This window comes from Archangium sp. Cb G35 (assembly GCF_001896145.1).
In the GTDB taxonomy this organism is placed as follows: Bacteria; Myxococcota; Myxococcia; order Myxococcales; family Myxococcaceae; genus Archangium; species Archangium violaceum.
Genome location: NZ_MPOI01000009.1, coordinates 288,104 through 312,150 on the forward strand (window position 1 = coordinate 288,104; position 24,047 = coordinate 312,150).

Annotated in this window: 16 protein-coding genes; 7 read left to right on the top strand and 9 right to left on the bottom strand. The window is 67.1% G+C overall.

Annotated features, from left to right (window positions below; genetic code table 11):
- Positions 1–88: 88 nt before the first annotated feature.
- Positions 89–382, top strand: a complete 294-nt coding sequence (locus BO221_RS27425) for a DciA family protein (protein ID WP_073563480.1) — start codon at positions 89–91, stop codon at positions 380–382.
- 2 nt (positions 383–384) lie between these two features.
- Positions 385–1,911, top strand: a complete 1,527-nt coding sequence (locus BO221_RS27430; RefSeq protein ID WP_073563481.1) for a CAP domain-containing protein — start codon at positions 385–387, stop codon at positions 1,909–1,911.
- Positions 1,912–1,971: 60 nt separating this feature from the next.
- On the opposite strand, the gene BO221_RS27435 is transcribed toward BO221_RS27430, so the two are convergent.
- On the bottom strand, positions 1,972–2,205 hold the full coding sequence (locus BO221_RS27435) for a hypothetical protein (RefSeq protein ID WP_043409150.1): 234 nt from the start codon (positions 2,203–2,205) through the stop codon (positions 1,972–1,974).
- A 400-nt stretch (positions 2,206–2,605) separates the two neighbouring features.
- Here BO221_RS27435 and BO221_RS27440 point away from each other — a divergent pair, with 400 nt between their 5' ends.
- The 3 genes from BO221_RS27440 (at position 2,606) to BO221_RS27450 (ending at position 6,785) form a co-directional block, all read left to right on the top strand.
- On the top strand, positions 2,606–4,753 hold the full coding sequence (locus BO221_RS27440) for a transglycosylase SLT domain-containing protein (protein WP_073563482.1): 2,148 nt from the start codon (positions 2,606–2,608) through the stop codon (positions 4,751–4,753).
- A gap of 100 nt (positions 4,754–4,853) precedes the next feature.
- Positions 4,854–5,075, top strand: a complete 222-nt coding sequence (locus BO221_RS57665) for a type II toxin-antitoxin system HicA family toxin (protein ID WP_073563483.1) — start codon at positions 4,854–4,856, stop codon at positions 5,073–5,075.
- A gap of 111 nt (positions 5,076–5,186) precedes the next feature.
- Positions 5,187–6,785 (top strand): helix-turn-helix transcriptional regulator, encoded by a 1,599-nt coding sequence (locus BO221_RS27450; RefSeq protein ID WP_073563484.1) that lies wholly within the window; start codon positions 5,187–5,189, stop codon positions 6,783–6,785.
- 199 nt (positions 6,786–6,984) lie between these two features.
- Here BO221_RS27450 and BO221_RS27455 read toward each other — a convergent pair whose 3' ends face one another.
- On the bottom strand, positions 6,985–8,379 hold the full coding sequence (locus tag BO221_RS27455; protein WP_073563485.1) for a DUF1552 domain-containing protein: 1,395 nt from the start codon (positions 8,377–8,379) through the stop codon (positions 6,985–6,987).
- A 2-nt stretch (positions 8,380–8,381) separates the two neighbouring features.
- Complete coding sequence (locus tag BO221_RS27460; RefSeq protein WP_233166287.1) at positions 8,382–10,499, bottom strand: DUF1588 domain-containing protein; 2,118 nt, start codon at positions 10,497–10,499, stop codon at positions 8,382–8,384.
- Positions 10,500–10,850: 351 nt separating this feature from the next.
- Here BO221_RS27460 and BO221_RS27465 point away from each other — a divergent pair, with 351 nt between their 5' ends.
- Both BO221_RS27465 and BO221_RS27470 read left to right on the top strand, forming a co-directional pair.
- Positions 10,851–11,999, top strand: coding sequence for a hypothetical protein (locus BO221_RS27465; RefSeq protein WP_073563487.1), 1,149 nt, complete (start codon positions 10,851–10,853; stop codon positions 11,997–11,999).
- Between the two features lie 48 nt (positions 12,000–12,047).
- Positions 12,048–16,319 carry a HEAT repeat domain-containing protein gene (locus BO221_RS27470; RefSeq protein WP_073563488.1) on the top strand — a complete coding sequence of 1,424 codons (4,272 nt, stop codon included), beginning with the start codon at positions 12,048–12,050 and terminating at the stop codon, positions 16,317–16,319.
- A gap of 85 nt (positions 16,320–16,404) precedes the next feature.
- On the opposite strand, the gene BO221_RS27475 is transcribed toward BO221_RS27470, so the two are convergent.
- From BO221_RS27475 to BO221_RS27500, 6 genes are all read right to left on the bottom strand, one after another.
- Entirely contained in the window at positions 16,405–17,502 is a 1,098-nt protein-coding gene (locus BO221_RS27475; protein ID WP_369865686.1) for an alpha/beta fold hydrolase, read from the bottom strand.
- A gap of 26 nt (positions 17,503–17,528) precedes the next feature.
- On the bottom strand, positions 17,529–18,611 hold the full coding sequence (locus BO221_RS27480) for a non-ribosomal peptide synthetase (RefSeq protein WP_073563489.1): 1,083 nt from the start codon (positions 18,609–18,611) through the stop codon (positions 17,529–17,531).
- An 8-nt stretch (positions 18,612–18,619) separates the two neighbouring features.
- Positions 18,620–20,569 carry a hypothetical protein gene (locus BO221_RS27485; RefSeq protein ID WP_073563490.1) on the bottom strand — a complete coding sequence of 650 codons (1,950 nt, stop codon included), beginning with the start codon at positions 20,567–20,569 and terminating at the stop codon, positions 18,620–18,622.
- A complete protein-coding gene (locus BO221_RS27490) occupies positions 20,566–21,906 on the bottom strand; it encodes an alanine racemase (protein WP_073563491.1) in 1,341 nt (446 codons plus the stop codon). Before BO221_RS27490 ends, BO221_RS27485 begins: the two co-directional genes overlap by 4 nt.
- Before the next feature lie 403 nt (positions 21,907–22,309).
- Entirely contained in the window at positions 22,310–23,566 is a 1,257-nt protein-coding gene (locus tag BO221_RS27495; protein ID WP_073563492.1) for a M48 family metallopeptidase, read from the bottom strand.
- Between the two features lie 14 nt (positions 23,567–23,580).
- Positions 23,581–24,015 carry a tellurite resistance TerB family protein gene (locus BO221_RS27500; RefSeq protein WP_073563493.1) on the bottom strand — a complete coding sequence of 145 codons (435 nt, stop codon included), beginning with the start codon at positions 24,013–24,015 and terminating at the stop codon, positions 23,581–23,583.
- Positions 24,016–24,047 lie beyond the last annotated feature (32 nt).

The window sequence follows — 24,047 nt, forward strand, 5'->3', positions numbered from 1 at the left end:
GCACGTCCGTCCCCCCTCCAACCCACGACACCGCCGCCCTGCATTCCCCGTTGGCAGCCCCCCTCTCCCCGGCCGATGATTGCCTCCCATGGCCCGGCGCGATCCCCAGACCCTCGACCAGCTCCTCCCCCGTGTCCTGGCCCGCCTGGCCGAACAGTCCGGGAAGGGACGGGCCCTCGCTCCGGTTTGGAACGCCACGGTGGGGCCCCACATCTCCAAGCACTCCCGGCCCCACTCCCTCGAAGGAGGCACCCTCGTGGTCACCGTGGCCAGCGCCGAGTGGGCGCATACCCTCTCCCGCCAGCAGTCCTCCCTGCTCGAGCAGCTCAACTCCCGGCTCGGCGCCGGCAGCGTCTCCGCCCTCGTCTTCCGCCTCGACTAGCGATGCTCGCACTCGCCCTCAGCGTCCTCCTGGCCACTTCTCCCTCGCCCACCGACATGGAGCAGCAGGCCGCGCGCCACGTCCGCCAGGAATTCGAGCGCGTGGGCCGGCGCGTCCCCCAGGCCGATCCCTCCCTCACCCAGGCCGCTCGCCGGCTCGCGCGCGCGGCCCTCCACGACAGCCCCTCCGGCGCCGTGGAGCTGCTCGCCCTCACCGAGGCCGTCAGCGACGCCGGCGGTGCCGACCCCTCCCCCCGCTCCTACGTCGTCCGCGCCTCCGTGCGGGAGCACGCCGTGGGCACCCTGCTCGACCGCAAGGACCTCAACCAGGAGCCCGCCTCCCATGTGGGCGTCGGCGTGGCGGTGGACGAGGAGCGCGCCGCCCTCGTCGTGCTGCTCGCCGAGCGCAAGGCCTCCCTCCAGCGCTTCCCCCGCACCTTCGACAAGCCTGGCAACGGCCAGAGCCTCTGCGGCCAGCTCGAGCCCCCGCTGCGCACGTCCGAGGTCTACGTCACCCTCCCCGATGGCCGCGTGGAGCGCCCTCCCCTCACCCGCGAGTCCGGCCCCTCCTTCTGCACCCGCCTCGCTTTCCCCTCCGAGGGCCGCTACACGGTGGAGATCGTCGGCCGCGGCGAGCGCGGGCCCGAGGTGACCTCGCTCTTCCTCGTGGACGTGGGCAGGTCCCGCGCGAAGGGCAAGCGCGAGCGCATCGTCGAGCCCACCACCGTGGAGGACGCCCGCGAGGCCGTGCTCGCGCGCATCAACGCCCTGCGCCGCGCCCATGGCGTGCAGCCACTCACCCTCGAGGACACCCTCAACGACGTGGCCCAGGCCTACAGCGATCGCATGGCACGCGAGGGCTTCTTCGCCCACGTGGCCCCGGATGGCTCGGACCTGCGCGGCCGCCTCACCGCCGCCGGCGCCCAGTACCGCACCGCCGGCGAGAACCTCGGCCTGGCCTCCGGCCCCCTCGCCGCCCACTTCGGCATCGAACACAGCCCCGGCCACCGCAGCAACCTGCTCGGCACCCAGTTCACCCATGCCGGCATCGGCGTCACCTTCCAGAAGGTGGACGGACGCAACCAGGCCCTGCTCACCGAGGTCTTCTCCTCCACCCCTCCCATCACCGTCACCGCCGCCGCCACCCCCGCCGCCTCGCAGAACCCGCGCGAGGAGGCCTACCAGGTCCTCGCCACCCACCGCGCCTCGCGCGGCCTGCCCGCCCTGGAGCGCAACCCCGTGCTGGAGCAGATCGCCCTGGACCATGCCCGGCGCGCGCTCGAGCTGGACCAGCCCCGCGTGCAACTGCCCGGCTCCAAGGTGCACGACCGCGTCTTCTCCACCCTGCAATCGGTGAAGAGCGCCTCGGTGGATTTCTATGTGGCGGAGAGCCCCTCCACGCTCCCGGATTCCAAGAGTCTGGGAGACCGCAAGAACACGCAGTTCGGCGTGGGTGCCGTCCGCGGAGACTCGCGAACCTACGGGCCGGGGCAGTACTGGATGGTCATCATCTACGCCGCCACCCGCTGAGCGTGGCTCCCGGCCAGCCGCCGGGAGCCCCATGCGCGGTGACAGTGACGGCTCGCCGCCTCAGATGGCGCGGCGCTGCGTGGCGTACGCCTCGATGCCCATCTGCGGCGGGGCCACCTGCTGGTTCATCTGGCACTTCACGCAGGTGAAGGACTGCCACCCACGGCGCACCGCCTCGTCGAGGCAGTTGTCGTAGTAGTTGCAGTTGAGATTGCGGTGCGTCTCGACACCAGCCCGCTTCGGGCCAGCCTCGGGGTTGATGGTCTGCGGCAGATCAGTCGGACACGGCTTCAGCATGGAACGGAGCCCTCCCTCTACAGCTGTTTCCCCCCCGAACGCATGGAGCCAACATCGGCCCGGAACGCGCGGTTACCTGCTTCGGCAACCTTCCAGGCCGTGCGGATGAAACGGCCGCACAACCTAAGAAGCGCCCCCTTTTTCGCAACTGGCCAGGACCGACTACGACCAGAAACACTCATTTCACGAATACCGGCAGCGAATGAATTGACAGCTGCCGAACAGCTGGTCCTGTCGTCGCGGGGGCCGATCTAGGGCTTGTCGGCCCGTCTGTCAAACCGCACCCTGTGCAAGCGCTTTCTGACCTGGTGAGTGGATGTAGGGTGGGAATAGGCGCGGCAAGCCCGAGGTTCTCCGCCCCTTCGCTCTCTCGAAGGAGGCGAAAAAGGAGATGCGAATGCGGCGGTGGACTGGAGCGGGGCTCCTCTCGGTGGTGGTGGGTACGGGTGCGTGGGCACAGTCCCCGGGGACACTGGAGGCTGTCCGGTTGCACCGCGCCGAGGCGCGCGCCCTGGCCCGCCAGGACCTGGAAGGTTGCAGGAGCAGCAAGTGCGCCGATGCGGGCCGCATCTCCCTGCTCGCCGGGACGCTCGCCCTCGCCGAGGGGGATGTGGCGGAGGCGCGCACCCTGCTGACGGGCGCGTCCGTGTCCGAGCCGCTCCAGCCCTACCTCGCCTACTACCAGGGCCAGGCGCACTTCTACGCGGGAGACCCGGCGGCGGCCGCGGAGGCCTTCCAGCGCGCGGTGGACAAGGGGACGCCGGCCCTGGTGTCCCGCTCGCGGGCCCGGCTGGGTGAGGCGCTGCTGGCCTCGGGCAAGGCGAAGGAGGCCGCTCCCGCGCTGGAGCTCGCCGCCACCGAGGAGCCCTCGGCGGAGCTGCTCTACCAGCGGGCCCAGGCCCGGAAGGCCACGGGCAATGCCGCGGGCGAGAAGGCGGACCTGAAGACGGTGGCGCTGCGCTACCCCGCGCACCCGTACGGGGACGAGGCACTGGCGAAGCTCGAGGCGCAGAAGCCGGCGCTGAAGCTGACGCTGGCCGAGCACCTGCAGCGGGCGCGCGGGCTGTTGGACGCCAATGAAGCGAAGCGCACGCTGGCGGAGCTGGAGAAGGCCGAGGCGGCGAAGCTGGCGCGCACGAAGCAGGACAAGGCGCAGGTGGCGCTGGTGCGGGCCCAGGCGCTGTACGCCACGGGGAAGCGCGAGGAGGCGGAGCAGGCGCTGGCCGTGGCGCGCCAGGGGCCTCCCTCGGTGGCCGCCGAGGCCGCCTTCGTCACCGCACGCCGCGCGCTCAAGAGCGACGCCAACGACAAGGCCCGCGAGCTGATGGCGTCGGTGGAGAAGACCTGGCCCAAGGAGAAGGTGGCCGACGAGGCGGGCTTCTACGTGGGCTGGTTGGACTTGCAGGCCGGGCGCTTCGAGGAGGCGGTGAAGTCCTTCACGGCGTTCGACCAGCGGCACGCGGGCTCGCGGAAGCGGGACGAGGCGCTGTGGTACCGGGCGCTGGCGCACATCCGGCTGGAGCAGTACGGCAAGTCTCGCGAGGTGCTGGACACGCTGGTGGAGAAGTTCTCGCGCAGCAGCCTGGTGCCGCAGGCGCGCTACTGGTCCGCGCGCAGCCACGAGCTGGAAGGCGCCAAGGCGGACGTCACCGGGCCGGCGTACGAGGCCGTCATCACCAGCGCGCCCAACTCGTACTACGCGCTGCTGGCCTCGGAGCGGCTCCAGGCGCTGGGCCGCCAGCCGCCCGCGAAGTTCCCCGAGGCGCCCAAGCAGTTGGAGTCGGGCGAGGTGCCGCCGGAGCTGAAGCTGGCGGTGGCGCTCACGGGAGCGGGACTGTTCAGCGACGCGGCCGAGGAGGTGCAGTCGCGCACCTCGCGCATCCGCAACCAGGAGCAGGCGCTGGCCTTCGCGCACGCGCTGTTGCGGCTGGGAGAGTACGGGCACGCACACGCGGTGGCGGCGAGGCACCTGTGGGGCCGGGCTTTCGGGGCGCGGGTGCCCGAGGCGCTCGCGGCCTTCTATCCGCGTGCCTTCGCCAACGCGGTGGAGAGCGAGGCCACGCGCTACCAGGTGAGCCCGTTCCTCGTGTGGGCCATCATGCGGCGTGAGAGCGCCTTCCGTCCGGAGGTGGCGAGCGCCGCGGATGCACGCGGGCTGATGCAGGTGATTCCGCCCACGGCGCGGGCCATCGCGAAGAAGCTGTCGGAGCCGGAGCCGGCGCCCGCGGAGCTGTTCTCGCCCTCGCTGAGCATCCGTTACGGGTCGTGGTACCTGTCGCAGCTGATGAAGCGCTTCTCGCACCCGGCGCTCGCGGCAGCGGCGTACAACGCGGGCCCGGACGCGGCGGTGAAGTGGGTGAAGGAGAAGGGCACGCTGCCCCTGGACCTGTTCGTCGAGGAGATTCCGTTCCGAGAGACGCGCGGGTACGTGAAGCAGGTGCTGGCGGACCTGTACCTCTACCAGGCCTTCTACGGGAAGGAGGCCGCCACGCAGCGGCTGTCCCTCACCGTCCCCTCCCCCGCCACCGAGGGCGTGAGCTTCTAAAGACTCCCCAGACATCTGGGATTCGCTTGCCGACTGAGGTTGGCGGAAAAGCGCGACGCAATGATTCACAAGTGAGGGCTCCTGACCCTGGAGCCCTCTCATGCGCCGCCGCCCCAAGATTCGAGACCTGACGCGCCTTCTCAGACGCCTCGGTTGCCGCCCACTTGCTCCCCATGGGGGTTCACACCAGAAGTGGGTGACGCCAGGCGGACAGAGCTTCCCCATCGTCATCGACCACCCTGGCGCCGATGTGACCCGGACCGTGCTGACCAGCGTCCGCCGCGTCCTTCGCCGTGAGGGATTGGTGCTCGAAGCCGCCTGACTCCGCCCCCTCCCACCTCCACGGACATGCGGACTTGCCGCTGCAGGTTGGCTGCGCCCCCAACGCACCCGCGCCAGGATTCTGGAGGTACGATTCGAAGGAGAACCCCTCATGAACGCCCAGGCCATGCCTGACCCTTCGGCTTCTTCCGAGGCCAACCCCCTCCCCACCAGCGCCGAGATCATCGGCTTCCTCGTGAAGACGCTGGAAGTGGACCTGGACCCCGACATCAAGGAGCGGACCTGGCGCAACTACATCACCGGAAAGCCGGTGAGCGAGAAGACCCGGGAAGCCATCTTCGAGGCCTTGATTCGCGCCTTGCTGGGGCCGGCAGTACCGACGGGTGACGTCCCGCTCCCCGATGGGCGGGTCGCTCCAGCGGATGCGGTCATCCAGGGCTTCCGGGACGTCCTCATGGCCCAGGCTAGGCACTGGGACGACATCCGGGCCCAACTCCCGGCGGGCGCCTCTCCGAAGGCGGTTCCGCTGCTCACCATCATCGCCCTCCGCCTCGCCATCATTGATCTGGCCCTGCGAGCCGCGGTGCTCTTCGTGCGCCAGAAAGACCTTCAGACCCCCCAGGAGCGAACGGCATCGGAGGCCTCGGAGCACACGCCCGCGCTCGAGGAGAATGTCCTCGGACAAGTGCTTCGCGAGTTGGTCAAGCTCACCGGGCTCACCCGGGATGAGTTCGCCAGGAAGCTCGGCGTCAGCAAGCAGGCCTTGGACAAATGGCTCGGCGGCCGCGAGCTGCCTCCCGCGCTGCGGCTCGAGGAGATCGTCGATCTCGTGGTGAAGCAGACCGGGACGACCAAGGACACTACGCCCGCCCGCATCCTTCTACGCGGTCTGCGGCTGCTGTCCAAGGTGGCCCGCCCCCTGGAGGCCTGCATCGGCCGCAAGCAGCTGGAGCAACTCGGCCTGGCCTTCCACCGGCTCACACGTTCGCTGTGGATACACATCGCCCGCCTCCGCACCTACCCCGAGGAATTCCTGACGCAGGTACATGGCGAGATCATCCTGCTCGGGTGTCATTCGGGCTGGGGACGGCACATCCTGAGGGAGATCGCGCCCAAGGAGAACGACATCGTCTGGAGTGGACTGGTCCGCGCCGCGGGAATGGACTGGGCCGATCTGCTGGCCTTCATCCAGCAGATCGCCGGCAATCTCGCAAGCATGGAACGGATCGCCGACACCGAGGGGCTCCGCCACATCGACCTCGAGGTACAGGCGGAGACATCTCTCCTCATGGCCTTCGCGCCAGACGATGTACTCCCTGACTTCCTGTCACGCCTGCGCACAGCCCCACCCGAGCACCGCGCCATGGCGAGTTGGTACTTCTTGGGCATGCGGCTGAAGGGGATACGGGAACTGCCGGATGGTCCGGAGAAGTGCTGGGAATTCGCGCGGATGGCGGAATCGTGCCGGCTGGCGGCCAGGACGAGCCCTTGGCAACCGGAGTCATTCAACCGCCTCGCATGGCTGAGCCATGCCGAGCGCATCCACCTCCTCCTCCAGCCCTTCGAGAATGCCTCGCTAGAGAACCGGGCAGCCCTGGTGCGCGCGGGCCGAGAGGTAATCGCCGCCATGGAGGAAGCCCCTCGGACGCCGCCTCCCGCCGAATTGAGAGACTGGCAGGAACGGATGTCGAAGCTCCTCGAGCAGACCAAGAATCTCTGCGACCAGCTCGAAGCCCTGGATCGAGAGTGATTCCGCCCCCGGTCGGAACAAAGTCTTTTCAGGGGTGGGTGTGTCCACACCGTCCACGTAAGTCATGCCCTCGGGTTCTGCCCGCCTCCCGGCCGCGCTCTTCACGAACTTGTCCAACTGTTGGACAAGTCTGGCGGAACCGTGCCCGGAGGGGCGCCTCCTGCTCGTGAGCTGAAGGCAGACCCCTCTGTACAGACTTTCAGCCGAACAGCTCCGACAAGGGGCCCGGAGCAATCCTTGTCGGTCCCTCCGACCCGAAGGTGTTGAAGTCGGGATCGCCCGCCGCGTGGCCCAGGGTGTTGAACAGGTTCGACACCTGACGGTTCCGTGCCTTGCCCTCGGCCGGATACACCACGGTCCGTCCATCCGTCTTCAGCCCCAGCGCATTGCCACCAATGACGAGCTTGGGCCACTCCCGTGCCTCCGAGTGGTGCTGCTCTCCATTGTCTGACATGAAGACAATCGCCGTATGGTCCAGCATCGAGCCGGACGCGCTGATCTCCGGCGTCGCCGCCAGCGCCCGCGCGAGCTTCGCCACCAGTGCCACGTGTTGCCGGGTCACCGCCGCGATGCCGGTCCAGTTGGCCGCGGTGTCGATGCCGTGCTGGAGATCATGCCGCCCGACGTTCGCGATGCTCGAATCGTAGGCCACGTCGAATCCCGACGTCCCCGCCGCCAGCACCACCAGGTTCGTCAATCCGCCCAGCAGCGCGGTGGTGGCGATCTGGAATTGCGCCTCCAGCCACTTGAGTGAGTCGGGCGGCGTAGTGCCTCCCTGGAGCAGCGGGTTCACGGACGGATGGGGGGGCAGCAGTGGCCTCACCTGATCCGCCATTCCCTGCAACTGCGTCTCCCTCGCCCGCAGCGTCTCGAGCGAGGCCAGATACCGCTCCAGCTTCGCGCGCTCGTTGGAGTTGCCCTTGAAGGTCGCCAACGCGGCCTTCGTGTCCCCGCGTGCGAAATCGAAGAGCATCCGGCGCTCCTGTCCCACCGCCGCGCCAGACGAGAGCGAACCGAAGATCGTGTCGTACGCGAGCATCGGGTTCACCAGGATGCCTGCGGGCTTGCGCGGACCATACGCACACGTCTCGTAGACGATCGGGGTGCGCGCGGAGCTGGTGCCGAGCCGGATGGCGTCGAAGGGCGCGGTGCGCTTGAGCCTCGGCGCCAGCACCGCATCCAGGGTGGCGGCCGAGCCATGCACCGCGCAGCTCAGCGCCCCCGACCCCGACGAGTGCCCTCCTCCGGCGATCGTCGACGACAAACCGAGCAGCACCGCCGACCGGTTCACGAGGGACTGTACGCCACTGCCTCCGGCGAGCGGCCCCAGGCACAGTGCGCTGGAGAGGTCATCACCCGTGCGGAGCAGCGCCGTCTCCGGATACACGTCGAGGAAGTTGTGCCTCGTGCCGATCCTCGGACCGAGGGCCGTGCGGGTCCCGCTGGACAGGAACGTCTGGGGATAGATGCCATTGCACTCCAGCACCAGCACCAGCCGCATGGGTTTCACCGTCTGGGCGAGCACCTCGCGGTAGAACGGTGCGAACAATCCGGCCGCCACGGCGGACTTGAGCAACGCGCGTCGGGTCAGCATGGTCACTCTCCCTGCGCCGGCTGGCGGCGCGTCGTCCAGGTGTCGCTGGTCATCAGGGCCGACAGCAGGGCCTTGAACGAGCCATTCTTCTGGTCATAGGCCTGTTCCATCCGCGCCAGCGTGCAGGCGTCGCTCCGGTTCTCGTCGCGGCCCATGAAGTAGCGGAAGGCGTGCCGGATGAAGCAGCGCTTCACGTAGCCCGAGGCGGCGAGCTTCTCACTGAGCTCCACCGCATCCCGCACCGGTCCGTTCAAGGCCGGGTCCGGCAGATTGATCAACGACACCTGCCCGGTGGGCGCCATCCATCCCCCTTCGGGGGAGTGGTCCCTCGTCCGCAGATAGCCGGCATGGTTGTAGATCTCGAAGGTGTAGCCGAGCGGGTTCATCAGCGAGTGACAGCCCTGGCATTCGTTCTTGCCGGTCGCCTCCTCGAGCCGCGCGCGTGCGTTCTTGTTGGGCGCGTGAGGCCCCACCTGCGCCATCACACGCACCTCGCTGAGCGGTGGCACATAGCCGCAGAGCAGGTTCTCCCGCACCCACTTGCCCCGGTGCACCGCCGAGGGATCGTCCTCGAAGTTTCCGCCATGCGAGGCCAACCACGCCGGATGGGTCAGCACACCCGCGCGCTCCTTGTCCGGCAGCATCCGCCAGCGCGCCTCGTGGGTCGCGGCGATCTCCGCGGTGGTCCCGTAGGGCTGGCCCGTGTACCGCGTGGCGTTGCCGTCGAAGCCCGAGTCCTGCGTCGCGGCGAGGAAGAACCGCCGGGACGTCAGCAGCGTCTTGAGAACCTCGGTATCACCCACCACCGCACGCGCGACGAAGTCGTCCATCTGCTGGATCAGCGTCGACTCGTAGCCGTAGTAACCGGTGAGCAGATTCTCCCAGGCCGATGCCTGCGCGCGGTAGCCGCTCAGCTCCCCATCATCGTAGGCACTGGTCGCCTCCGGACGCTCCTTGAAGATGGCCTCCACCTCCGTGTAGCCGAGCCACTGGCGGAAGAAGTTCGCCACGCCATCCGAGAGCCAGTACTCGCCCCGGCGGGGACGATCCTCGTCACCGAAGTCCTGGACCAGATCGAAGCGCGTGGCATCCACACCGCCGACGTGCTGCTCGATCAGCGAGCCCACCACCTCCGGCGAGCGAATCCCTCCATCTCGCGCCGCGTTCGCGATGTCCCCGTAGTGACCGATGGAGGGGGCTGACGTGTAGGGCCACCTCCAGGTGGGAACCGCGCCCGGGCCCCGATCGCCCAGCGCATAGGCGAGCTGCTGCGCGAGCTCCCATTCACCGAGCTCGACCCGGCCGTTGTCGAGCGGCTTGCCCATCTCCTCGCGGAACAACGCGCCGGCCGACAACGACGCCGCGGTGACGACACGCGAGAGGCTGTGGGTGCGTGGACCCTGGCCTCCATCGCTGACTTCCTGCGCAAGCACCGACTCGGTGAAGGCGGCCAGGCGATCCAGCTCATCCGCGCGAGCCGGCCGGTACAGCACGCCCCGCTCGAGCAGCGTGGCGAGGTAGTTGCGGATGCACGCGGAAGTCGGCCGCGCCTGCTCCCACATGCACCGCAACGACCGATCCTCGCGGAGCAGATCGAGCCTGTTCGAGCCGGTGTACGGCCCGGCCCAGGTCGCGCCGTACTCGTCCACGATGGGGAGGATGATCTCCACCATGGATTCGTCGACCGTGTCGTCGGCGGCGTAGGTGCCGTAGGGAGAGCGCGGATTCGGATCGAGCGGGTTGTCGTAGAAGCTGAAGCCAGTCCACCCGCGCGTCACGGAGCCACCGACGTTGCGGGTCCACTGCCAGCGGCTGATGCGGCGAAGGCGTGTGGTCGCGTCGGAGGAGGCCCCCTGGCAGGCGAAGAGCTCCTCCTGGGGAATCAGGTTCGGGGAGCTCACGGGGCCGCTGGTTCCGCCATCGGATTCGGAACAGGCGGGCATTCCCGCCCCGATCCAGGCGGACAGGCTGGCCACTTCGTCTCCAGTGGCGACGGGCGCGGGCGCGGGAGGCATCGGCAACGCGGTGTCCTGCATTCGCGCCAGACTGCGCTGAGCCGTCGTCTGCGAGGCATCCTTCGAAGAGGGCCGGCGCAAGTCATCGAGCGAAGTGAGCGCCATGGGAGCCCCTCCGGTCGGTGTGGCTCCGTGACATCCGCTGCATCGTGTCTGCAGCGTCTCAAGCACCTGGCACGCGGCGGAGGGAGAAGTTCCGCCGTCACTCCCACCGTCCGAGGCGTCCGGCCCCTTCGGGGGATCTTCCGTGCACGCGCCGAGCACCAGCAGCATGGCGGTCACGCAGGCTCGCGAGACAACGCGAAAAACGCTCATTCCACTTTCCTCCTGGAAAGCGAGACTAGCACGATGAGTGGAATGAAGCGCTGGCGAAGTTGAGGTGGGCCCCACCCTGGCTTGCGAGATGGAGTCGTCAGCCCGCAGGATTCCCGCGGCGAGAGTGGGAGGAAGTCCCTGATGAGCACGCGGGAGCTGTACGAGAAGTGGGAGCCGGGACGAGCGCTGACCGTCCTCACGATCGCGGCCATGCCGCTCTGTTTCAGCCTTGTCGCGTGCAATACCCCGCCGGACCCGGCCACGCCGCCCAGTGAGACCCCCACCTGTTACGAGCGCATCCGGGAACTCTCCGTCCATGACCGCGAGCTCTCCAGCCGGGCGGATCACAAAAGGCAGGCCGCGCAGGCGGCTCAAAGCTCCGAGGAATTCGTCTCGGCCATGCTCGGCTCCAGGGAAGATGGCGAGGCGTTCGCCTGCGGGTTGACCCGTGCGTGGGTCACCGAGGTGTTCGAGGGCCTCGAGCTCCAGTACTCCGAGTACAAACACGACAACGGCATCGACGGCTCCCAGGCCGGATACCGTGTCTTCCGAGGCGACGAGCTCCATGGGTTCTTCCAGAGCCACGCGCGTCGAGCGGAGACGGTCATCTACCACGTGCGCCACACGGGCACGGAGGACCACGTCTTCACCGTCGAGCAGCTCCCTCGCGGCCAGGGGTACCGCATCTACCAGAGCTATATCGGTGCCTATAGCTTGAACGCGTGGCTCTCCAGCAGCACCGCCGGCCTCTTCGAGGCGGACACGGGAGAGCTCATGGTGTGGCGAGGGCTCCAGGCGACCGTCGACCAGGTCCTGGCGCAGCTCAGCGGCGGACAAGCTTCGCTCGACAACCTCGACGCCCTCCCCGACGAATTGAAGTTCGCGCGCCCGTATTACGAGTACGTGCGCGACTACGACGAAGCCAAGGTCCTGGCGAACTTCGATCGAGCGTGGGAGCGCTACGGCAGGGGCCGCGTCCTCACCGAGGCGGAGTTCTTCGACGACTACCTCGTCAAGCTGGCCAGGCTCGAGGAGTACTTCCGCCGGAACGACCACCTGAGCGATCCGTTCCCAAAGGAAATCTGGGACACGTGGATCGAACTCCACGCGTCGCCCAACTCCCTCCACTTCCCCGAGCTCCCGAACGACTTCGTCACGGACATGCTCCTGGCGGACCGCAACTACCGGCTAGAGATCCTGGACGTGGTCCTCTCCGCGAATGACGGGGCCGTGAAGGCCGCCTGCTCGGTGAATGCGAACCTCCTCGACGCCTCCCTCGTGGATCCGTGAGAGGCCTACGAGCATGCTCAACCAGGTATCCAGAATGACTTTCCAGCCATGACCTCCTCGGATGACAGCACGGGACGGGTAGACACGCCGGAGGCTCCAGCAGCGGAGACTGGAGCCACTCGGAGCTATCAGGGGTTCGAGTACCAGCTCGATGTGAGCGTGTGGGTGGTCCTTGAGGCCTTCTTCGGCGCCCTTCGGGAGATGACGGAGTGCGTCGAAATCGAGCCTGACTCCGAAGAAGATCTCGAGCTCATCCTCCATCCGGTCACCGCGCGGCAATTACCGATAGAGACAGCGCCACCGAGGATCTTCATCCAAATCAAGCGTCGTTCCACCAAAGCCTGGTCTGCCGCTAGCTTTGGGGCGATACTCAGGGATCGAATGCTCTCGGGGGGACAGCGGTGGTCCCTCTGGGAGCAGCTCAGCACGCACCGGGAGGATCGCTACCTTCTGATTACGGATGCGATGGTCAACAGTGAGTTGCGGCCATTGTGCGTGCCGACATTGCGAGCCCAGGCACCTGAGGCATCCTTGCCACAGGCGTTGCTCGTCCCCTCCGGCATCGACCGAGGACTCCTCGGCGGAAAGATCGAGATCCTCGAGAAGTTCGTGGACGAGATTGTCTCCGGACGGATTCGCAAACTGCTGTCTCAAGCCCTCTTCGTCCCATCCACCAAGGTCGATGAGTGCGCGACCCTCCTTCGAAAGCGTGTGCGAGACCGGCTCATGAACCGGCTTCCCCGGAGCTTGACTCGCGAGGAGCTACAACGAGACGTTGCGCAGTTTGGCGGCAGGTTGTTTCGAAGCCCCGAACTCCAGGCATTCGTCCCGCCTGCCAGCTATGCCGAGATCAAGGCTCGTCTCGCTCACAAGCATGTACTTGTCCTCCGAGGCCAGCCAGGGGTGGGAAAGACCCTGGTTGCCCACGCCCTGAAGCATGAGCATCAGACGGAGGAAGACCCATTCGAGGTCATCCGGCCACAAACTCCTGAACAGCTCGAGGAAGGGCTGCTGCGAGATGGGCGCATCTTCTTCGAGGTGGTGGACCCGTTCGGCTATTTCGAGAAGAGACCTGAGGCGCGCCACTGGTATGGCAAACTCCCCCAGCTTCTGGAACTCGCCTCGACAGACAAGAAGATTGTCATCACGACGCGAGACTCCTTGCTCCACCAACTCGGGGAGAAGGAGATGGCGGACAAGTGGTTCCAACGTCACGCCGTAACACTGGCGTACGATGATTATGCTCAGCCGGCCCGGCGGCAGATCCTCTACAACAAGCTGGTCAAAGCCAGTCCCTGGCAACGAGAGCTGGTCTCCGCGTACGAGGAGCGCATCCTCGGAGAGCTGAGAGCGCCTCTGTCCATTCATCGGTTCGCCAAACGCGTGGAGGAGGCCAAGACCGTCGAGGAGTTCCGGCTCGAGGAGATGCTGAAGAACTCCGCCGTCGACCAACTGGCGGATCACTTCTTGAACGAGTTGAAAGCCCTCGACTGGGACGCGGTCCCTGCGGCGATCGGGCTATGGGGCCTCCTGGCCCTGTCCCTGAGCTTCAGCCAGGAGGAGCTGGATGACTGGTCGCACATGCTCCGGAAGCAGCTCCCGCGGTCCAATCCGATCCTCCTAAACAAGCTCGTCCAATGGATGAGCGCAGGCAGCTGGATGCTCCAAGACGAGGAGCACTATCGCGTCCACCCCACGACCCAAGAGGGACTCGCGAGATTGGTGCATGCGGAGAAGGAACAGGCCCAGGACGTCCTGGAAGCGTTGCTGACAGGGCTCGCAAGCGCGGGGCACTCGAAGGATGCCTTCACTCTGGCCAGCGTGGTGCCTGATCCCAAAAGGACGGTTCCCGCTCCCTGTTGGTCCGCGATCCGCGACCACTTCCGGATGCAGCTCCTGACGGCCGCAGAGAAGGACTTCGCGGAGCTGTTCGACGTGACTCAGGCGCTACTCACTGAAGATGAACCTGTGTCCCTCCTCGTGGCCGGAATCACCAGATCGCGCGATAGGTCACCAACGAGATGGTATCGGCTCGGTAGCTTTCATCCGCCTGAATGGACGGAGGAACAGCAATCACGAGTCACGGCCTCGTCAGACGCTCGTGAAATCGCGAGGCGCTACATCCGGTGGCGGCTCCCTTCCGACGGGCACAGCTGCTCTGGAGCTCTGGCCTCATGGCTTTGGGGGATTGGCTGGGATCTGAGCAGTGATTTTCTGGAGGCGGTGAACACAGGACTTCGATCACCTGACTTCGGCTTGGGCGAGGCGGTCCATGGCGCGCTGATGGCACAAGCCCTTGACCACGAACAGCTCCTGGAAGCCCTCCTACGGGCTTCGGATGAGCAGGACCTGAAGGACCAAGCGCAATCCGCGGTACTGCGGAGAGCACGGCAGGAGATGTTGAGCCCCCTGGATGCCGATATCGTGACGGAGGCCAGCCGAGAGCAATACGGAATCACCGAAGCGCTCGATGCCGCCGTGAGCGAACGGAGGCACCAGCAGGGTTACGGCTGGTTGCTCCAACATCCCCGCCGAAAGAAGCTCCTCTATGGATGGGTACATGCGCTCGTGGAACAGATGCCTCAGCACCCCATCTTCCTGAACCTCGAGCGAATGGAAGATAAGAGCGAGCAGTGGAAGAAGATCTCGCGCAAGCGCGTGCAGCCTGTGACATTGGAAGAGCTTCGCGCCTTGTTCGAAGTCTGTCTTGCCGATACGCCCCATGTGCTCTGGAGCTTCTTCGAAAGAACGCATGCTGTCGAACTTCGCCCAGAGCTCCTCGCTCTGCTTTGGACAGGTCCGGCGAGACACCTCGAAAAATGCCTGGACGCCCTCAGATGGATGTCCACGTCCGAGGGCTTCCGTGAACAGATGGCCACCAAGAGCGCTCAAGGCACGAACTCGCGGCGTGCCGAAATCTTGTTTCAGAGCCAATGCCAAGAACTGGGACACAAGAAATTTCCCGAGCTGGGCCAGAACTTCCGCACACTCCTCCATGAGACCATCCCCTGCCCGGCTCCGCTGGCGTTCGCGGCGTGCAAGGAAGTGGAGGAGACGGGAGAACCAGCGGCTGAGACACTGAAGGTTCTTGGCACCATGGACCGCCAGGCCATGAGGGCGTGGAGCCACGAGGCTGACTCCCGGCTTGGACGTTCCGCTCTGGTGGTGCTGGCGGCACTTGGTGAGGAGGTTGGGGCCGCCATCCTGGCCGCGCTTCAGTCCAAGAATGAGGAGCACAGAGAGGCAGCCATCAGGGCGCTGCGTTGCCGCAGTGATCCAAGTGCCCGAGCCTTGTTGAGGCGCTCCCTCGAGGATGAGCATTACAAATGCCGAGTCCTCGCGATTCAAGGACTCGCCGCCCAGGCGGATGCGCAAGAGCGGCAGGCCATTCTCGCGCTGACTCAGGACGGCAGTGCGCCTGTGAAGGAGGCGTGCGTCGATGCCATCCGGGAGGGGGTCTGGGCAGAGGGACTTGATGTGCTGTACTCCCTGCTCGGGGACTCGCGCAATCGCGAATACGGTTGGTCGGACGAGAACGTCGATCACCATGTCGCTAGAGCCGCCGCGAAGGCCTTGCAATCCTATGAGGTGTTGCCCGATCGGATCCTCGTTGGCTTGATCGAATTTGTACGCAAGGGGCTTGATGCGAACGTGGACGTTGATGTCCATACGCAGCTCCTCGATCTGCTGGTCCCGCTGCGTCTCCCAGAACTGCCAAGCGTCTTGACTGACCTGCTGAAGCGCCTGGGCAGTACTCCCAGCTCGAGAGTCCTGACGCGGCCTGCATCAATGGAACCCTCGGCGATAAACCCCAATGCGCTGAAGTTTCGCATCCGCGTGATGCTCGGCCTGGTGAAACACATTCTCCGTCATCCAGGGGTCGGAGAGTCCGTGGACATGGCGCCGATCTTGTCCGTGGCCACACACCCGCAAGAGACTCTCGCCGCCATGGCGTGGGTCGTTCTGGGGTTCCTGGGCGAGCGAGCCTGGAGTGAATGCCGGCTGCTCTTGGAAGGCGCTCAGGAGCATCGAGAGGAGAAGGCAACGTTCCTGGTGCTGGGGGCAGCGAGGGTTGGCAAGCCCACACGAGCAGGACCCGCGTCCGCAGTGCTGGCCCATGACGCCACCGCATGGCAGATCGCGGAGTGGTTGAGAGAGCCTCGACTACGAACCGCGGCGGAGTGGCGCGAGCAATGGGACCAGACGCCCAAGGTGTACGAGTGGGTGAAAGAGCTTCATGAAGGCTCCAAATGGAGGCAGCGCATCTATGCGTGGTTGCAATGGTGGTTTGGAGCGCCGCTCCAGGAGAGCCTCTCTTGAGCAACTCTCGGGTCCGAAGCTGCCCCTGACGCGTCAGTGCCATATCAACGGAAAGGGGCAGTTCACCCGGGGGTGGACCCCCCGCTCATGACACCTGTGCCTCGGCGATGGCGATGCGGATCTCGTTCGCCACCACCTTCACGTGCGGCTCGGTCAGCAACGAGACATGGTTGCCCGGAACCATGCGCAGGCGCAGCGGTTGCAGCGAGAGGTCCTCCCAACCCTCGGTGAGCGTCTCGCAGAACTTGCTGTCGAGCGCGCGCAGGAAGGTGATCGGGCCATGGAAGCGCTCCGCCGGCTCGTAGCCGGAATAGCTGACGCTGCGAAAGAGCGCCAGGATGCGCTCGATACGCTCGTCTGGCTCGTCCGGCGCATAGACACCGTGCTTCCTGGCGAGGTCCATGAAGTGCGCGATTCGCTGTCGTGGATCGAGGGCGCGCATGTCGTCGCTCTTCAGCCCGATGTCCACATCGAACCAGTACCGGAAGCCAGCCCCGATGATGGAGTAGAACTCGACGAGGTCGTCCAGGAAGGTCTCGTTCGGCAGGCGGAGGAGGACGTTGGCGGGCGACCAGGCGTCGCACACGGCGAGCACGGCCACCCGTTCCCCGCGGCGCTGCAGTTGCAGGGCCATCTCCAGCGCGACCACGCCGCCAGAGCAGTGGCCCCCCAGGAGGTAGGGGCCGCGCGGCTGCACGGCCCGCATGGACTCGATGTGGTCGGCCGCCATGTCCTCGACGCGCTCGAACGGGGGGCGAGTGCCATGAAGCCCTCGCGTCTGAAGGCCGTAGACGGGCTGATCCGGCGCCATCCAGCGCGCCAGCGCATAGGAGTTGAGCACGTTCCCCTCGCCTCCCGGCAGGAAGAAGAAGGGGCGCTTCGAGCCGTGCGGCTGGAGCGGGACGATGGGGTCCTCGTTGAGCCTCCTCGAGCGTGCGCGCAGGTGACAGCCGATGCGCTCGATCGTCGGCTCCTCGAGGAACGTCTCCATCGAGAGCGGGGCGTCGAACCGAGCCACGGTCGCGGCGCGGACGGCCTCCGCCGTGCCGCGGTCGCCGCCGAGCTCGAAGAAGTCATTCTTCATCCCGATTCCGAGGGAGTCTCTGTGCAGGATGTCCGCCCAGATTCGCGACAGGCGCAGCTCGTAGGCGTCTCGAGGGGGGATAAAACGCTGGGGCATCATCGTTCTCACGTGTTTCGGTTGGGGGCTCACACCTGCGCCTCTGCGATCGCGGCCCGGAGCTCGCGGGCCAGGCGATCCACGTAAGGCTCGGTGACGAGTGTGACGTGGTTGCCCGGGAGCTCCCGGGTGAGAGGCGGCTGCGCCGAGACTTCTTCCCAGCCTCCCGTGGGCGTGACGCACAACAAGGAGTCACTGCCGCGAAAGAAGGCGAGCGTGCCCGTGAAGCGATCTCCGGGCACGTAGGTATTGCGGCAGATGTGACGGCCGAGGGCCAGGATCCGGTTCGCGCGATCATCGGGCGCGTCCGGCGTGTAGATGCCGTGCTTCCTGGAGACTTCCATGAAGCGCGCGGCTTGCCGGGCCGGCTCGAGGCCTCTCAGCTCCTCGCGCTCCAGCGGCACGTCCTCGCCGAACCAGTACTTGAACCCCTTCGAGAGGAAGACGAAGTAGTCGGCGGGGTCGTCCACGAAGGTGATGACTTCATCGAGATAGAAGGGAGCGGGCGCCAGACCATCGATGGCGGCAATCAAGGCCACGCGCTCTCCGCTGCGCTGCAGTTGCAGCGCCATCTCCAGTGCGACCATGGCGCCAATGCAGTGAGCCCCGAGGAGATACGGCCCGTGCGGCTGCACGGCGCGCATGGACTCGATGTGATCGGCCGCCATGTCCTCGACGCGCTCGAACGGCGGGTGATCTCCATGGAGGCCTCGGGTCTGGAGGCCATAGAAGGGCTGATCCGGCGCCATCCGGCGCGCGAGTGCATGGAAGTTGAAGACGTTCCCCTCCCCGCTCGGCAGGAAGAAGAAGGGGCGCTTCGAGCCGTGCGGCTGGAGCGGGACGACGGGCTGCGCGTTGAGCTTCCTCGAGTGTGCGCGCAGGTGACAGCCGATCCGCTCGATCGTCGGCTCCTCGAGGAACGTCTCCATCGAGAGTGGGCTGTCGAGCTGCGCCACGATCGCGGCGCGGACGGCCTCCGCCGTGCCACGGTCACCCCCGGCGGCGAAGAAGTCATCCTTCACCCCGAAGTCGTCCCGGTTCAGGACTCCTGACCAGATCTGCCATAGCCGCAGCTCGTAGAAGTCTCGAGGCACCACGAAATGTTGGGGCATGATCTTCCTCAGCGATCGAGCGGAACCAGCCGCATGGGAGGTGGGAGCGCGCCGGACGGCTCGCGCTGGACCGAGAGTTCCTGGTCACGTACCTGGCGCTTGATCTGGATCGGCAGCGCACCGGAGACCGCCTCACGCGCGAGCACGCTCGCGATGAGATGTGCGACGCGCGACCAGTCGCAATACCCGTTGATCGCCTCCCGCTGGAGCAACTGGACGGCTGGATCCACCGCACGGCGCAGCGTGGCCAGCGCCCGCTCCTGATCTCCGCCGAGTGTGTCGACGAGGATCGGCAGCGGCGAATCCCGGTGCGTGGCGCACTCGGTGGCATACAGCCGATCGAGCTGGAACGCGTAGACCGCGCGCTCCATGGCCACCTCCGCGGCGATCGCGTCCACGGCTCCATCCGGCCCCTCCAACGGATCGGGCGGCATGAGGAGCGGAGGAATGCCGTTCACGAGCGCGGCGCCGATGCTGCTCAGGCCCGGGCGGCAGACGAAGGTCGCCCGTGGTTTGGCACTGAGGGCCCGGAGGAACGTGCTCCAGTCCTCGTTAATCCATCCGAGCAACGTCACGTTCGTGAGCCGCGAGCGCTCGAGCTCGAGCGACAGCCACGCCCGATCCTCCGCGCTCCCACCCGCGAACAGGAAGTGCGTCTCCTCCATCCGTGCCGCCAACGCCAGCATCGAGCTCCAGTGCCGGCGGCTATAGGCGGAGTAGCCGTTGCCCTGCGACACGAGCACGACGCCTCGCGGATCCCGCGGGGTGAAGAGGTGCTGGAGCTCCGGCGAGTGCCGGGCCAGGAGGGCTCCGGCCCGCTCCGCGGCCTCTTCCGGAGAGAGCGCGCTGGGCTGGCCGAGCGGCGGGATGACCACGTAGGGCCGCTTGCCCGCTTCCAACGACTGCCAGTCACGCCAGTTGACGGCCTGATACCAGATCGTGCCGCTCTCCGGCACACCCGCCATGAGCTCCCGGCTCGCGGCCTCGAAGTCGACCGAGGGGTTGTGCCGCGGATCGATCCCCGATGCGCTCAGCGCGTCCTCGAGCTCGCGCCGCGTGTGGATCGCTGGCGCGGACGCGGCCAGGAGTTCGGCCAGCCCCGGTGCCACCGTCGTCGACCCGGCCTGGCGCGACAGCCGCCTGAGCCACTCGAACTCCTCGAACGCATAGCGCACGGCATGCAGCGGGACTTCCTTCCGCCGCGCATGCTCGGCGAGCTGGTGCAGGATCCAGGTCTCCGGCCGGCAGTCGTTCACGATGGCGGCCGCGCCCGCGCTGACCCGGGCGAGCTCGCGGTTGTCCGCGATCCACAGGAGGGCCGCCTCGCGGTTCAGCAGCGCCGGGCGCGAGATGTTGGTGACATCCGCAGGCGTGATCGTCGCCGACTCCGAGTCGCTGTAGTGGAGCGGAACCACGTGGAACCCCGCCGGGTTCCCGGCCTTCCGGCGAGCGGTTGCCGCGTCCTCCTGCCGCCGGATCGCCGCGGTGAACGGCACCGGGTCCGGGAGTCTGGCGAGGGCTCCGTGCACGGCCGGGACCCAGCCCGTCGTGTGCCCGAAGGCTTGCGCGACATACATCACGCCCGGCGGAACCGGCGCGCCATGGACCGTCACGCGGAACTGGCCCTCGTGCCTGGGATCCGGACCCGTGACATAGAGCGGAGCCTGCGCCTCCCGCAGTGACGAGCCGTCACGAGGGACGAGCATCGCCAGCCTCTCATCGCGATCCGAGATCAGGATGCTGTCCGAGCCCGCGGCCAGCGCGAACACCGCCGTATCCATGGCCGGCAGCGCGTTCTCGATCGACAGCGGCTGCCCGGCGACGGCGATCCGCGGCGGCTGCCCGGGCGCGGGATACGTCACCTCGATGCGCCCGAGCGAGATCTCGACGGCATCACCGCGCACCACGCCGGACGGCTCATCCCACGGCGGATATGCGAACCTCGCATGCGCCCTCATCGGGAGGCCTCGCTCGCGTGGAGATCCCTGGCGATCATGTCCTCGTAGGTCTCCGCCCGACGGACGAGCGTCTCGCGGCCCTGGTCCAGGACCACGATGCCCGGCTGCGGGAAGCAGAAGGAGTTCGAGAAGGAGACCAGATAGGCACCCGCGTCCATGATCGCGAGCGTGTCTCCGAGCCTGAGCCGGGGGAGATCGATCGTGGTCCGCAGGCGGTCCATCGGGCTGCAGGTGGGGCCGTCGAGGGTGTACGTCTCAGTCGAGGATTCGCCCCACCGCTCGGCGTGGAAGAGCTCGTGATACTCGCGGTGCAGGATGTGAGCGATGTTCTCGCCAGCGTCCAGGATCGCGTGCGCGGGCCCTTCGCCGGCCTCGTTGAGGCTGCTCACCCGGCACAGCAGCATCTGGGTGTTCCCGGTCATCGCACGTCCGGGCTCCAGCAGGATGCGAGGTGCCGGACGGCCGGCGCGACGGAAGTGGTCCTCGACCCGCTCGACGAGCAGCGCGAGGTAGCCGTCGATCGAGAGCCTGCGGCTGACCCGCTCGTCGAGCGGGAGCGGCGAGTCGTTGAGCGGCAGGACCGTGGGGACCGCCAGGCTCCCGCCGAGGTCGAGCAATTCCACGTCGAGCCCGAGCCGGGCGTGGAGCGTGTCGCAGAACTCCAGCACCTCTCGAACGAAGCGCTCCAGGGTATCGGCATCCTCGATGGCCACACCCCGGTGCGCGTGCAACCCGACGACCCGGAGGGAGGAATGCGACAGCGCCTCCTCGTAGGCCGCCAGCGCCTGCCCTCCGGCGATTGGGATGCCAAACTTGCCCGACCAGCTATCGGAGGTGGCCACGCGCAGGCCCACGGTGGGCCGCTTGCCGAGCTCCGCGGCGGCCTGTGCGACGAGCGCGATCTCCTCGCGATGATTCAGGTTGGTGAGAAAGAGATCGCTCTCGACGAGAGAGCGCGCGACGCTCGGCGTCTTGCCCGGGCCATTGTAGATGATCCTTCCGGGCGCGACCCCTAGCCGCATGGCGAGCCACAGTTCGTACGGAGAGACCACCTCGGCTCCGACGCCGAGCTGCGACAGCCTCTGGAGCACGGCCGGGATCGGATTGGTCTTGTAGGAATAGAAGACCTCGGCCCCCCGCTGCTGGCCCGGCGGCACCTGCTGGAAGCGCCGGACGTTCTCGGCGAGCCGGTCGGCGTGGACGACGAAGAGAGGGCTCCCCCAGCGCTCCACGAGGCTCGAGAGCGGCTTCCCCTCCAGGCACAACCCGCCTTCGGCTCGCGTCAGGCGCCATCTCTCTGGATGAAGGGACTGCGAAGCTCCGGCCGCCTGCTTCATGGGCCTTTCGGGAACAACGACGGAGTGTGCGGACAAGGTCAAACCCTCATGGAGCTCGGAGAGCGACCAAGGACCCGCCCGGCTTCTGCATGGGGCCTTCCCTCTCCGAGTCAGCGCGGTGGCTGAGACATGCCGCCAGACAGCACGGCCCATGCCATTCGGAAATGCCTGGGAATCCTCGGGAACTCCCGACAGCGCGCTCCGGCTGGCACGTCATTGACGTGTCATTGACGCGTCAGCGTGCTCGGGAGCAGCTCACCATGCCGGGAAGATCGGCCCCCATCGCATACAGCGGCAGGAGGAGGCCGTACGGAAAGTGCAAGGGCAATGCTAACCCTGCAACCACCACCTCACGAGCCGTCCTCCCGAGTGCTCCAGGCGAGGACGGCTCCAGTGAGTGACTTCAATCCAGCGGGTAGGCCGCCCCGCGCAGCGTCTCGTCGACGAGCGACAGCGGAACGGAGAGGGCCTCGGCTATCGCCTGCAGCTCCGTGAACTCTTCCTCCGCCACGTTGCCGTCCGCGGCCGCCACCAGCGTGAGGTGCTGCAGCAACCGGGCCCGCTCCAGGGTGGGCGCGTCCTGCCGCACCCGCGCCACCACGTCCTTCAGCTCGCGCCGGGCGGCGTCCACGGAGGGCATCGCCCCCACGTTCTCCGAGCCGAGCAGCGCGGACAGCGCCTGCAACTCCCGCTCGGACACACCCTCGTGCGCGTGCGCCACCAGCAGCCCGCCCAGGAAGAGCGCCCGCCGCAGCAGCTCGGCGTGCGGCGACTTCTCCTCCAGGTAGGACGGGTCCATCTCCCGGAAGTCCCGCTCGATGATGGAGTCCATCTCCTCGTCCGACAGGCCCTCGCCGCTCGCGGCGAGCCCCGTCAGCTCGCGGTACTTCCTCGACTTCGAGAAGGCCACCACGGCCCGCACGCGCAGCGGGCTGAACGGGTGCGTGCTGAAGCAGTCCAGCGAGTCATCGTCCTCGCGCGGCTTCGCCCGGGCCGAGGGCGCCGAGACGAGTGAGTCCACCTGGCGCGCGTACGCCTCCAGGTCCGGCTTCACGAAGCCCGAGGACAGTCCGCTGGCCAGTTTGAAGAAGCCACTCGCGGCGGCCTCGGGATCCTTTCCGCACAGCAGGCCCGCGCGATCCGCGCTGACCTCGGCCGCCCGGCACCACATGTACAGCTTGAGGGCCGTGTGGCGCGGGACGATCACTCCCGCCGCGTCCTCGACGATCGCCGTGGCCGGCATGGGAATGGCGAAGTGCTCGAACGTCAGGTGGCCCAGCTCGTGTCCCATCACGAAGCGCAGCTCCGCCTCGGTGAACACCTCGATGAGCCGCGAGGACAACACGATGATGGGATTTCCCGGCGGGTTGTATACCGCCGCCGCGTTGATCATCGGGTCCGGCTTGACGAACACCTCCACCGGCTTGTCGTAGCCGAGCACCTCCTTGCAGGCCGCCAGCGCATTGGCGACCCCCGGTGCCATGGAGCGCGTCAGCCTCAGCGCGTTGGACAGCAGCCGCCTCCGCGCCGTGAAGCCGAGCCCCGTGGTCACCTTGTCCACGCGCTGCAGCGCCCACTTGACGTCCTTGTCGGCCATCAACTCGGTGCGCAGCCGGCGGTCGAGTGTCGATTGAAAGAAGCCCGGATTCACGGTCGCCATGGCGTGTCTCCTGTCTAACGCGCGTACTTCATGGAGAGCACCTCGAGCACCTTCTGCGCGGTGCCGTCGTCGATCTCCAGGATGCGCTGCATGGCGGTGAGCAGCTCGTCCTCGTTCTCGTCCACGTCACCCGACGCCATCGCCAGGTCCGCCGCGAGCACGAATGCCTTCTTGCGCACCTTCTCGTTCGACAGGCCGCTGAGCGCCTTCACCGACTCGCGCAGGTTCGGGAAGCGCGCCACCAGCTTCTTGGCCTCGCCGTAGATGTCCTGGAACGCCTTGCCCTCGAACTCCGGCAGCTGGGTGAAGTAGGCCTCGACCGTCTCCACCTCGGCCTGGTCCAGGTACCCGTCCGCGCCGGCCATCAGGAGCATCGTGTGGAGCAGCAACACGTCATCCGACGCCTTCTTGGCCGGCTTGTCGCTGCGGAACATGCTCAGAAGACCCATGGTATTTCCCCCTCGTTGGTGTGGTCCGCTCC

Excerpts from the sequence above, each read along its gene's own strand:
- BO221_RS27465 (WP_073563487.1), top strand. The coding sequence starts at position 10,851 with ATGAGCACGCGGGAGCTGTACGAGAAGTGGGAGCCGGGACGAGCGCTG.
- BO221_RS27490 (WP_073563491.1), bottom strand. The coding sequence starts at position 21,906 with ATGAAGCAGGCGGCCGGAGCTTCGCAGTCCCTTCATCCAGAGAGATGG.
- BO221_RS27430 (WP_073563481.1), top strand. The coding sequence starts at position 385 with ATGCTCGCACTCGCCCTCAGCGTCCTCCTGGCCACTTCTCCCTCGCCC.
- BO221_RS27450 (WP_073563484.1), top strand. The coding sequence starts at position 5,187 with ATGAACGCCCAGGCCATGCCTGACCCTTCGGCTTCTTCCGAGGCCAAC.
- BO221_RS27480 (WP_073563489.1), bottom strand. The coding sequence starts at position 18,611 with ATGCCCCAACATTTCGTGGTGCCTCGAGACTTCTACGAGCTGCGGCTA.
- BO221_RS57665 (WP_073563483.1), top strand. The coding sequence starts at position 4,854 with ATGCGCCGCCGCCCCAAGATTCGAGACCTGACGCGCCTTCTCAGACGC.
- BO221_RS27495 (WP_073563492.1), bottom strand. The coding sequence starts at position 23,566 with ATGGCGACCGTGAATCCGGGCTTCTTTCAATCGACACTCGACCGCCGG.
- BO221_RS27460 (WP_233166287.1), bottom strand. The coding sequence starts at position 10,499 with ATGGCGCTCACTTCGCTCGATGACTTGCGCCGGCCCTCTTCGAAGGAT.
- BO221_RS27500 (WP_073563493.1), bottom strand. The coding sequence starts at position 24,015 with ATGGGTCTTCTGAGCATGTTCCGCAGCGACAAGCCGGCCAAGAAGGCG.
- BO221_RS27455 (WP_073563485.1), bottom strand. The coding sequence starts at position 8,379 with ATGCTGACCCGACGCGCGTTGCTCAAGTCCGCCGTGGCGGCCGGATTG.
- BO221_RS27425 (WP_073563480.1), top strand. The coding sequence starts at position 89 with ATGGCCCGGCGCGATCCCCAGACCCTCGACCAGCTCCTCCCCCGTGTC.
- BO221_RS27475 (WP_369865686.1), bottom strand. The coding sequence starts at position 17,502 with ATGATGCCCCAGCGTTTTATCCCCCCTCGAGACGCCTACGAGCTGCGC.
- BO221_RS27485 (WP_073563490.1), bottom strand. The coding sequence starts at position 20,569 with ATGAGGGCGCATGCGAGGTTCGCATATCCGCCGTGGGATGAGCCGTCC.
- BO221_RS27470 (WP_073563488.1), top strand. The coding sequence starts at position 12,048 with ATGACCTCCTCGGATGACAGCACGGGACGGGTAGACACGCCGGAGGCT.
- BO221_RS27440 (WP_073563482.1), top strand. The coding sequence starts at position 2,606 with ATGCGGCGGTGGACTGGAGCGGGGCTCCTCTCGGTGGTGGTGGGTACG.